This window comes from Pseudomonas edaphica (assembly GCF_005863185.1).
Classification (GTDB): domain Bacteria; phylum Pseudomonadota; class Gammaproteobacteria; order Pseudomonadales; family Pseudomonadaceae; genus Aquipseudomonas; species Aquipseudomonas edaphica.
Map to the genome: position 1 here is coordinate 1 of NZ_VBVZ01000189.1, position 10,174 is coordinate 10,174.

The window sequence follows — 10,174 nt, forward strand, 5'->3', positions numbered from 1 at the left end:
CACCTCGGTGTGTCAGTCACACCAAGGTGATGCTATCGCAGGCAAGCCAGCTCCCACATAAGCCAGTCTTCACAATAGATGCGTGTGGGTCAGCAACCGCTGGCCAGGCGTTCGCGCAAAAACTCCACCAGCGCCTGCACTGGCCGCGAACTTTGCCGGTGCTGTGGATAGACCGCCGAGAGCGTCAGGGCCTCGGGGGCGAAGTCATCCAGCAACGTCACCAAACGCCCGTCCTTCAAGGCCTCGGCGACGATAAAGGTCGGCAAATAAGTGACGCCCAACCCGGCGATCGCAGTGTCGCGCAGCAACTCGCCATTGTTTACGCGCATGCGTCCACTGACGCTGAGCGCCTGCAACTTGCCTTTGAAGCGCCATTGCACTTGGCGGCCATGGCCGTAGGGCAGGCAGTCGTGGTCGGCCAGGTCTTCAGGCCTGAGCGGCGTACCCTTGGCAGCGAGGTAATCAGGGCTGGCGCAATACACTCGCTGCACACTGGCGATGCGCCGGGCAATCAGGGTTGAGTCTTCCAGCGTGCCGATGCGCAAGACCAGGTCGTAGCCCTCGCCGATCAGGTCCACCGGGCGATCACTCAAGTCAACTTCCACCGACACCTGCGGGTGGCGTTGCAGGAACTGCGGCAACAGGCAGCCCAGATGGGCCATGGCAAACGACAACGGCGCGCTGAGCCGAATCGTGCCCCGCGGTTCGCTATTCTGGCCGGCGATGCCCTGCTCTACTTGCTCGACTTCACCGAGCAGGCGCAAAGCCGACTCGTAATAACTCTGGCCCAGTGGGGTGACGTCCAATCGGCGTGTAGAGCGGTTGAGCAGGCGCACGCCGAGGCGCTCTTCCAGCTGGATCAGGCGGCGGCTGACGAACTGCTTGGACAGGCCCAATTGCTCGGCGGCCGCGGTGAAGCTGCCGGACTCCATGACTTGGCAAAACAGGCGCATGTCTTCGAAGGGGTTCATTGTCGCTTCTCGGTGGACATTTGGCGGGTTTATAGCCTGGCAGTCGCCAAACCGCAAAGCAAATGCTGGTGAGGGGGATGAGATCTGGGGGGTGCAGGAGCGCTGGGTGCATAGCCGTTGCTGCGGTAACGGCGGCCTATGGTTCCGCTCTTACAGCGGGTCACTTTTGTAAAGACACAAAAGTAACCAAAAGGTCTGTGCCCCACCACTCGGTGCCTCGCTTAGGCTCGGCATGCCCGCAATCCGCCAGTGATTTGGGGGGCCGCCGCGATGGGCCATCCTTGGCCCAGCGCGGCTAAACCGGCATCCCTGCCGGTTTACCCCCCAAATCACTGTCAGATTCCGGCCATCGTGTTTGACGGGGCGATTTCAGATCAAGATCAAAAGCGCAGATCAAAAGACCGCTGACTTCGTCATCGAAAAGGATGTAAGAGCCGGAGCAACAGCAACAGCAACAGCAAAGCCATACTCAGTCTAATGTGGGAGCTGGCTTGCCTGCGATAGCATCAACTCAGTGTGCCTGATGTACCGAGGTGTCTGCATCGCAGGCAAGCCAGCTCCCACAGAAAAGCAACTCTTCAGTGTATTCAGATAGGCTTTTGCTTTGCACTTGATCTGGCTCTTGCTTCAACCACTCAGGTCGGCTTTCAGGCCGCCGTGCTCTGCTTTTGATCTTGATCTGCTTTTGATCTGAGACGCCCCGTTAACCACGATGGCCGAACGCAGGCTTGAATCCGTGGGTAACCCGGCAGGACGCCGGGTTAGCCGCGCTGGGCCAAGGATGGCCCATCGCGGCGGCCCACGGATTCAAGCCGGAGTGAGGGCATGCCGAGCCAAAGCGAGGCACCGAGTGTTGGGGCGAAGACTTTTTGGTTACTTTTGTGTCTTTACAAAAGTGACCCGCTGTAAGAGCGGAACCCTAAGCGGCCGTTACCGCAGCAACGGATATACACACCAACGACCCATCCAACGATTTATACGACAGGTTGAACCGCCACAACCCGCTACGGTCAAGTAAATATGGCGCGTCCAAGCCGACGCGCCTCCCTTTACTTGTACGTGACCCGAGGGCACTTCTTGTCTACATCCAAAGAGCTGTTCAGTGAAAAGGCGGCCACCGGCATCGAAGGTCTTGATGACATTCTTTCCGGGGGGCTATCACGCAGCCACCTGTTCCTGCTGGAAGGCGAACCCGGCACCGGGAAAACCACCGTAGCGCTGCACTTTCTGCAAGCCGGCGCGAAAAACGGTGAGCGATCCTTGTACATCACCCTGTCAGAAACCGAACGCGAGTTGCGTCAGGGCGCCAAGTCCCACGGCTGGGACCTGGACGACAACATTCACATCTTCGAGCTGACCCCACCGGAAAGCCTGCTCAACGCCGAGCACCAGCAAAGCCTGCTGTATTCCTCCGACCTGGAACTGGGTGAGGCAACCCGGCAGATTTTTGAAGTGGTGGAACGGATCAAGCCCACTCGCGTGGTGGTCGACAGCCTTTCGGAAATCCGCCTGCTGGCCCAAAGCTCGCTGCGCTATCGCCGCCAGATCCTGGCGATCAAACACTACTTTGTGCGCTACGACGCCACCGTCCTGCTGCTTGACGACCTGACCACCGAATCCCTGGATAAAACCGTGCACAGCGTGGCCCACGGCGTGATTCGCCTGGAAGAGTTGACGCCCACCTACGGCGCTGAACGCCGCCGCATCCGCGTGGTGAAGTACCGTGGCCAGAAATACCGTGGTGGCTTTCACGACTTCACCATCATGCAAGACGGCATCCACGTGTTCCCGCGCCTGGTGGCCGCCGAGCATCGTGGTGGTTACGTGCGTCAGACTTTGAGCAGTGGCATCCGTGAAATGGACGCCTTGATGGGCGGCGGCGTAGAAACCGGCTCCAGCACGCTTATCCTCGGCCCGGCCGGTACCGGCAAATCGTTGATCTCGATGATATTTGCCGCCGCCGCAGTGGCGCGTGGTGAAAAAGCTGCGCTGTTTATTTTCGATGAAGAGCTGGGCCTGTTGTTCGAACGCATGAAAAATATGGGTATCGACCTCGCCGCGCTGCAAGACACCGGTAACCTGCTGATCGAGCAGGTGGACGCGGCAGAGCTGTCGCCAGGCGAGTTCTCCCACCGAGTCAGGCGTTGCGTCGATGAACGTGGGATCAAGACCGTGGTCATCGACAGTATCAACGGCTACCAGGCAGCGATGCCTGAGGAAAACTCTCTGATCCTGCATATGCACGAGTTGCTGCTGTACCTGAACCGTCGCGGCGCGGCGACGTTCATGACGGTGGCCCAACATGGGTTGGTAGGCGACATGCAGGCCCCCGTCGATATTACTTACCTGGCTGATACCGTGATCCTGTTGCGTTATTTCGAAGCACTCGGCAAGGTCCGCCGGGCCATTTCGATCATCAAGAAACGTACCGGCAGCCACGAGTCCACCATTCGTGAATACCGTATCGGCGGCAGTGGTTTGACAGTGGGCGAGCCGCTCGACAACTTCCAGGGCGTACTGCGCGGTATCCCGACTTATATGGGCGCCGGTTCCCCACTGCTCAAGGAAGAGGGCGTGTGACCGGCCTTTCTCCCGTCTCCGAGCGCGCAATTATTCTCGCGCCACTGGGCCGTGACGGCTCCCTGGCGCTGATGATGCTCGAGGAAGCCGGCTACACCGGCATGGTTGCCGGGAACCTGACTGAACTCTGCGAAGCACTTGGGCAAGGCGTCGGTATGTTGTTGATTGCCGCTGAAGCCCTGCGCGGTGTCGATCTGGAGCCCCTGCTGCATTACCTGCATGAGCAGCCGGCCTGGTCCGATTTGCCCATCGTGCTGATGACCCACCATGGCGGCCGTGAACAGAACGGCTCATCCCACCTGAGTGGCCTGCTGGGCAACGTGACCTTTCTGGAGCGCCCTTTCCACCCGGTAACCCTGATCAGTCTGGTGAGCGCGGCACTGCGTGGGCGGCGCCGCCAATACGAGGCCCGTGACCGCCTGGTTGATTTGAGCGAGAGCGAGCAGCGCCTGCAAAGCACTTTGGAAACCCTTGAGCAGCAGGTTGAAGAACGCACAGCGCAATTGCGCAACAACGAAGAAGCCTTGCGCCAGTCACAGAAAATGGAGGCTGTCGGCCAGTTGACCGGCGGTATCGCCCATGACTTCAACAACATGCTTACCGGTATTATCGGCAGCCTGGAGTTGCTGCGCAGGCGGGTCGCGCGTGGAAAACTGGACGATCTGGACAGTCTGATTGACCTGGGTGTCACCTCGGCCAACCGCGCCGCCGGCCTGACCCATCGCCTGCTTGCGTTCTCACGTCGCCAGTCGCTGGACTCCAAGCCGGTGGAGATCAACCAGTTGGTCAGCTCCATGGGCGAACTGTTGCAACGCAGTATCAATGAAAGCATCGCCTTGGACATGCGTCTGACCGATGAACTCTGGACCGCCGAGGCCGACCCCAATCAGCTGGAAAGCGCCCTGCTCAACCTGGTGATCAATGCGCGCGATGCCATGCCCAGCGGCGGTAGCCTGACCGTTGAGACCACCAACCGCCACCTCGACAATGTGTTCACGGCCGCCTATGGCACCTTGCTGCCAGGCGATTACGTGGAACTGAGCGTCAGCGACACCGGCTGTGGTATTCCCGAAAGTCTGTTGGGCCGCGTCTTCGACCCGTTCTTCACGACCAAGCCGATCGGCCAGGGCACCGGCCTCGGCTTGTCGATGATCTACGGCTTTGCCCGCCAATCCCATGGCCATGTCACCATCCATAGTGAAGTCGGCAAGGGCACGACAGTCAGCCTGTTCCTGCCGCGTTTTATCGGGGAGCGCGTCGCGGACGCCGTCACCAACCCGGCACTGCTGCCATTCGCCAATGCCGGTGAGACGGTATTGATCGTCGAAGACGACGCCGCCGTACGCGTACTGGTCAGCGCAGTGCTCAAGGAATTGGGCTATGCCTTTGTCGAGGCTGGCGATGCCAATACCGCCGTGCCGATCATCGAATCCGACCAACGCATTGACCTGTTGATCAGTGATGTGGGCTTGCCCGGCATGAACGGGCGGCAGCTGGCAGAAATCGGGCGGCAATTGCGCCCGGAGCTCAAGGTATTGTTTATCACTGGCTACGCCGAGCATGCGGCGGTGCGCGGCGGGTTCCTGGACCCAGGGATGCAACTGATCACCAAGCCGTTCACCTTCGACCTGCTGACGGCCAAGGTGCGTGAGATGATCAAGCAATAGGGCTGCTGCGAGGCAGCCCTATTGCTTCAGGCCAGCAGGCGCTGGATATGCTCTTGCAAGGTATCCAGATCAAACGGCTTGGCCAGGATTGGCGCGTTGCGCGTGATCGGGCTGTTGCAGTCGAGTATTTCTTGCGGGTAACCGCTGATAAAGATCACTTTCAATTCAGGTCGCAGCTTGATCGCAGGCTCAGCGATCTGCACCCCGGAAATCCCGCCCGGCAGGCGGTAATCCGTGACCATCAGGTCCAGGTGCGGCTTGGTCGCCAGAATCTCGAAGGCCTGCTCCCCATCGATCGCCTTCAGCACCCGGTAGCCCAGGCCTGCCAGGTATTCACCCAGCACAAACATAATGGATTCGTCGTCTTCGACGATCAGTACGACATCTTGTGCATCTTCACTCATGGGAAGCCTTTGTCCGGTCAGTTGCTGCAAGTACGACCATGGGGTCACGCAGAGGTTGCGTCGAGGCGACGATTGATTTCATTGCGGCTCGCCAAGTGGCAGGCACACCCTGAACAACGCGCCCTCGCCTATCTGGCTTTCCACCTCGATGGTGCCGCCATGGGCCGTCACGATCTGCTCGGAAATAAACAGCCCCAAGCCCAGGCCTGCCGCTACATGGCTGGCCGAAACGCGTTCGAATTGCTGGAAAATGCGCTTCTGGTTGTCTGCGCTGATGCCGATGCCACGGTCACGCACCTCGACGCGCGCCTCACCGTGCTCGGTGTACACACGCACATCCACTGGGCTTTTGGCACCGTAACGCAAAGCGTTGGTGAGCAGGTTGGTGACCACTTGCTCAATACGGAACTCATCCCAATTGCCCTCCACAGGTTCATCGGCAACCAGGTGCATCGAAGAACCGGCGGATGCCACTTGCGGGGCGAAGTTTTTCACCAGGTTGCGCACCAGTTGCGCCAGGTCAAAGCGCGCCGGGCGAATCGACAGTTTGCCGGTGCGGATGCGCGACACGTCGAGCATGTCCTCGATCAGGCGGATAAGGCTCTGGATCTGGCGCTCGTCGCGGTCAACCATGGCGTGCATCTTGTCCAGGGTAAACGCGGCGGCGTTATCCCGAGCCAGGTGCATCTTGCGCAGCTGCGTTTCCAGGATCAGCCCGTTAAGCGGTGTGCGCACTTCGTGAGCGACGATCGACATGAAGTCGTCACGCATGCGCACGGCCTGCTCAAGCTCCGCCTGGGTGGCCTGCAGGCGCGTCAGCAGCAGCTCCTGCTCGCGGCGGCTGCGCTCCAGGGCTTCGACCTGCTGTTTCATGGCCTTGCTCTGGCGGTACAAGTCGACGAACACATTGACCTTGCTTTTCACCGCATGGATATCCAGCGGCTTGTGCAAAAAATCCACCGCACCGCTTTCATAGCCTTTGAAGGCATAGTTGAGTTCGCGGCCGGCGGCGCTGACGAACACAATCGGGATGTTCTTGGTCTTTTCGGTGCCGCGCATCAGTTCGGCCAGCTCGAAACCGTTCATGCCGGGCATCTGCACATCGAGAATCGCCATGGCGAACTCATGCTCCAGCAACAGTGACAAGGCCTCGTCAGCGCTCAAGGCCTTGAAAACCTGCCGATCTTCGCGCTTGATCAGCGCCTCAAGGGCCAGCAGGTTTTCCGGCAGATCGTCGACGATCAGCAGTTTGGCCTGGACAGTACTTAACATGGGGAAGATTCCAGGGAAGCCAGCAGTGAGCCAATCCGGCTCAAGGTGAGAATATGATCAGGTGTGTGCAAGGCCAGCGCCGCCAAGGGCATCACGGCGATACGTGCTTCTGTGGGCTCTTGGACGATGGTGGTGCCTCCCGAGTCTTTGACGTGGGCAAGGCCACGCGCGCCATCCTGGTTGGCGCCGGTCAGCAGAATCGCCAGCAGGCTGTTGCCGTAGGTGTCGGCAGCCGAGGCGAACAGGTAATCGATGGCCGGCCGCGAATGGTGCACGCGGTCTTCCTGGCTCATCGACAGGCTACGGTCGCTTTCTACCGACAGGTGATAGCCGGGGCCGGCGAAATACAGGGTGCCTGGCGTAATCGTTTCCTTGTCGCGTGCTTCTTGCACCGGAATGCTCAGGCGCCGCGCAAAGACTTCGGCCAGCTGGCTGCGGCGCTCATCCGGCAGGTGCAACACGGCAATAATCGGCAAACTGAAGGTGTCAGGCAACGTACCAAAAATCGTCAGCAACGCCTCAACACCGCCGGCGGAGGCGCCGACGACGATGGCTTCAATCCCGCGTGGCGGGTTAGTTGCGGCCTCGCTCATGATTTTCGGTAGATCCGTTCCTGTTTGACCAAGGGTTCGAATTGCTTGCTGTAGGCGGAGAAATCCAGGGTTTCCTTACTGCCCAGCACCAGGAAGCCGCGATGGCACAGCGATTCATGAAACAACCCAAACGCTCGATCCTGTAACTTTTTATTGAAATAAATCAATACGTTACGGCATGAAATTAACTGAGTTTCTGAGAAGACGCTATCGGTTGCCAGGCTGTGATCGGCAAAGGTTACGTTCTCGCGCAGCGTCTTGTCGAAGATCGCGTAATCGTAAGCCGCTGTGTAGTAGTCGGCAAATGAACGTTGGCCGCCCGCCTGCTGATAATTGGCAGTGTACGCACGCACGTTCTCCAGGGAGAAAATCCCTTGCTTGGCTTTGTCCAGGGACGCCGGGTTGATGTCCGTGGCGTAAATGATGGTGCGCTCCAGCAAACCCTCTTCGCGCAGCAGGATCGCCATGGAGTACACCTCCTCGCCCGTGCTGCACCCGGCGATCCAGATTTTGATCGACGGGTAGGTCTTGAGCAGCGGCACCACTTCCCGGCGAATCGCCAGAAAGTGCGAGGGGTCGCGAAACATCTCGCTCACCGGGATCGTCAGAAACTGCAGCAACTGCATGAACGCCGTCGGATCATGCAGCACCCGCTCCTGCAGCGCAGAAATGGTCGCGCAATCGAACTGGCGCAGTGCGTGGGCCACGCGGCGCTTGACGGACGCGCCGGAATAGTCGCGAAAGTCGTAGCTGTACTTGAGGTAAATTGCCTCAATCAGCAGGCGCAGCTCAATGTCGCTGCTTTTTTCCAAGAAAACTTGCTCCACTTAAATGCGTTCCATCTTTGGCAGCCATACGCGAATCAGCGAGAACAGCCGGTCCAGGTCAATCGGCTTGGCCAGGTAATCGTTGGAGCCCGCCGCCAGGCAGCGTTCCTGATCGTCCTTCATGGCTTTGGCCGTCACTGCAATAATCGGCAGTTTCTTCCAGCGTGGGTCCTGGCGGATCAAGGCAGTCGCCTCGTAACCGTCCATCTCCGGCATCATTACGTCCATCAGCACCAGGTCGATGTCCTCGACTTCATTGAGTTTGTCGATGGCTTCATGACCGTTACGCCCGATCACCACCACCGCGCCTTTGTGCTCCAGGGCACTGGTCAGGGCGAAGATGTTGCGCACATCGTCGTCGACCAGCAGGATCTTGCGCCCCTCGAAGACCTTGTCGCGGCTGCGGGCGGTCTTGAGCATCTTCTGGCGGTCATGGGACAGCTGGGATTCGACTTTGTGCAGAAACAGTGTCACTTCGTCCAGCAAGCGTTCAGGTGAGCGCGCGCCTTTGATGATGATCGAGCGCGAATACTTGCGCAGCTCGGCTTCTTCGTCGCGGGTCAGGTTACGCCCGGTGTAGACGATCACCGGCGGGAACGAGCAGATATCCTCGGTGGCCATGCGCTTGAGCAGCTCATTGCCGAGCATGTCCGGCAGCTTGAGGTCGATGATCATACAGTCGTAGACGTTAGTGCGCAGCAGGTCCAAGGCGGCCTGCGCGTAGCCGACGTCGGTGATTTCGATGTCATCGTCGCCGATCAGGCGGGCAATGCTGTCGCGCTGCAGGTCATCGTCCTCCACCAGCAACACGCGCTTGACCTTCTGGGTCAGCTTGGCTTCCAGGCGCGCAAACACGTCCTTGAGCTCTTCGCGGGTGGTCGGCTTCACCGCATAACCGATGGCGCCCATGTGCATGGCGGCTTCGACGCGGTCTTCAACGGAGATCACATGCACGGGAATGTGGCGGGTATTGGCGTGCTCCTTGAGGCGTTGCAACACGGTCAGCCCGGAATGGTCGGGCAGGCGCATGTCCAGCAGAATCGCGTCCGGGATGTACTCCTCGGCCAGACTGTAGCCTTCGTCTGCGCCGTGGGCGACCAGGCAGTTGTAGCCCAGTTCGTGGGCCAGGTCGTAAAGGATGCGGGCGAAATTGGGTTCATCTTCCACCACCAGGATGCAGCGGGTAGCGAACGGTGCCTTGTCCCGGTCGTCGGCAAAGCGCGGAATCTGCTTGGCATCGGCCACCGGCAGCGGTGAGATCGCGATGGGCTTGGGTGCAGGTGCCGCCACCACTTGGCGCGGCGGCTCGATCGGCGCGGCACCTTCCTCGCGCTCTACATATTGCTCCGGCAGTACCAGGGTGAATACGCTGCCCTTGCCCGGTTCGCTGGTCACGCTGATATAGCCGCCGAGCAAGGTCGCCAGATCACGGGAGATCGACAGGCCCAGCCCGGTGCCGCCGTAACGGCGGTTGGTGGTGCCATCGGCCTGGCGGAAGGCTTCGAAGATACTTTCCTGCTGGTCTGGCGCGATGCCAATGCCCGAGTCGCGCACGGTAAAGGCTACGCCCTCCCCTGCTGCACGGGATACCGACAGGCTGACATCACCCTGCTCGGTAAACTTGACCGCGTTGGACAGCAGGTTCTTGAGGATCTGCTCCAGGCGCTGGCGGTCGGTGAACAGCATCAGCGGCGCATCCGCTTGAATGTCCACCTGGAAGCCCAGCTTGCGGTCAGCCGCCAGCGGCTCGAACATCCCGCGCAGGCCATCGACCAGGCGCGCCACGCTGGAGTTTTCCGGGCGCATTTCCAGCTTGCCGGCTTCGACCTTGGAAATATCCAGAATATCGTTGATCAGGTT

At 59.8% G+C, this 10,174-nt stretch carries 8 protein-coding genes; 2 read left to right on the plus strand and 6 right to left on the minus strand.

The features are described 5' to 3' along the window. Positions 1-89: 89 nt before the first annotated feature. Positions 90-971 (minus strand): LysR family transcriptional regulator, encoded by an 882-nt coding sequence (locus tag FEM54_RS14610; RefSeq protein ID WP_138451581.1) that lies wholly within the window; start codon positions 969-971, stop codon positions 90-92. 1,077 nt (positions 972-2,048) lie between these two features. Between FEM54_RS14610 and FEM54_RS14615 the strand changes: the two genes are divergently transcribed. Both FEM54_RS14615 and FEM54_RS14620 read left to right on the plus strand, forming a co-directional pair. Beyond that, a complete protein-coding gene (locus FEM54_RS14615; protein WP_138451583.1) occupies positions 2,049-3,551 on the plus strand; it encodes an ATPase domain-containing protein in 1,503 nt (500 codons plus the stop codon). Next, positions 3,548-5,218 carry an ATP-binding protein gene (locus FEM54_RS14620; RefSeq protein ID WP_138451585.1) on the plus strand — a complete coding sequence of 557 codons (1,671 nt, stop codon included), beginning with the start codon at positions 3,548-3,550 and terminating at the stop codon, positions 5,216-5,218. The genes FEM54_RS14615 and FEM54_RS14620 overlap by 4 nt, the downstream gene beginning before the upstream one ends. 26 nt (positions 5,219-5,244) lie before the next feature. Here FEM54_RS14620 and FEM54_RS14625 read toward each other — a convergent pair whose 3' ends face one another. The 5 genes from FEM54_RS14625 to FEM54_RS14645 all read right to left on the minus strand — a co-directional run. Continuing rightward, positions 5,245-5,622, minus strand: a complete 378-nt coding sequence (locus FEM54_RS14625; RefSeq protein ID WP_003217591.1) for a response regulator — start codon at positions 5,620-5,622, stop codon at positions 5,245-5,247. Positions 5,623-5,700: 78 nt separating this feature from the next. Then, positions 5,701-6,894 carry a hybrid sensor histidine kinase/response regulator gene (locus FEM54_RS14630; RefSeq protein WP_017138793.1) on the minus strand — a complete coding sequence of 398 codons (1,194 nt, stop codon included), beginning with the start codon at positions 6,892-6,894 and terminating at the stop codon, positions 5,701-5,703. Then, positions 6,888-7,487, minus strand: coding sequence for a chemotaxis protein CheB (locus FEM54_RS14635; RefSeq protein ID WP_017138794.1), 600 nt, complete (start codon positions 7,485-7,487; stop codon positions 6,888-6,890). Before FEM54_RS14635 ends, FEM54_RS14630 begins: the two co-directional genes overlap by 7 nt. Next, positions 7,484-8,314: a CheR family methyltransferase gene (locus FEM54_RS14640; RefSeq protein WP_017138795.1), complete on the minus strand. Its 831-nt coding sequence runs from the start codon at positions 8,312-8,314 to the stop codon at positions 7,484-7,486. Before FEM54_RS14640 ends, FEM54_RS14635 begins: the two co-directional genes overlap by 4 nt. After that, the coding region (locus FEM54_RS14645; protein WP_138451587.1) for a response regulator at positions 8,315-10,174 on the minus strand (1,860 nt) is incomplete at its 5' end.

What these genes read in the sequence shown, in the direction of transcription:
- FEM54_RS14610 (WP_138451581.1), bottom strand. Translation starts at nt 971, where the DNA reads ATGAACCCCTTCGAAGACATGCGCCTGTTTTGCCAAGTCATGGAGTCC.
- FEM54_RS14625 (WP_003217591.1), bottom strand. Translation starts at nt 5,622, where the DNA reads ATGAGTGAAGATGCACAAGATGTCGTACTGATCGTCGAAGACGACGAA.
- FEM54_RS14635 (WP_017138794.1), bottom strand. Translation starts at nt 7,487, where the DNA reads ATGAGCGAGGCCGCAACTAACCCGCCACGCGGGATTGAAGCCATCGTC.
- FEM54_RS14630 (WP_017138793.1), bottom strand. Translation starts at nt 6,894, where the DNA reads ATGTTAAGTACTGTCCAGGCCAAACTGCTGATCGTCGACGATCTGCCG.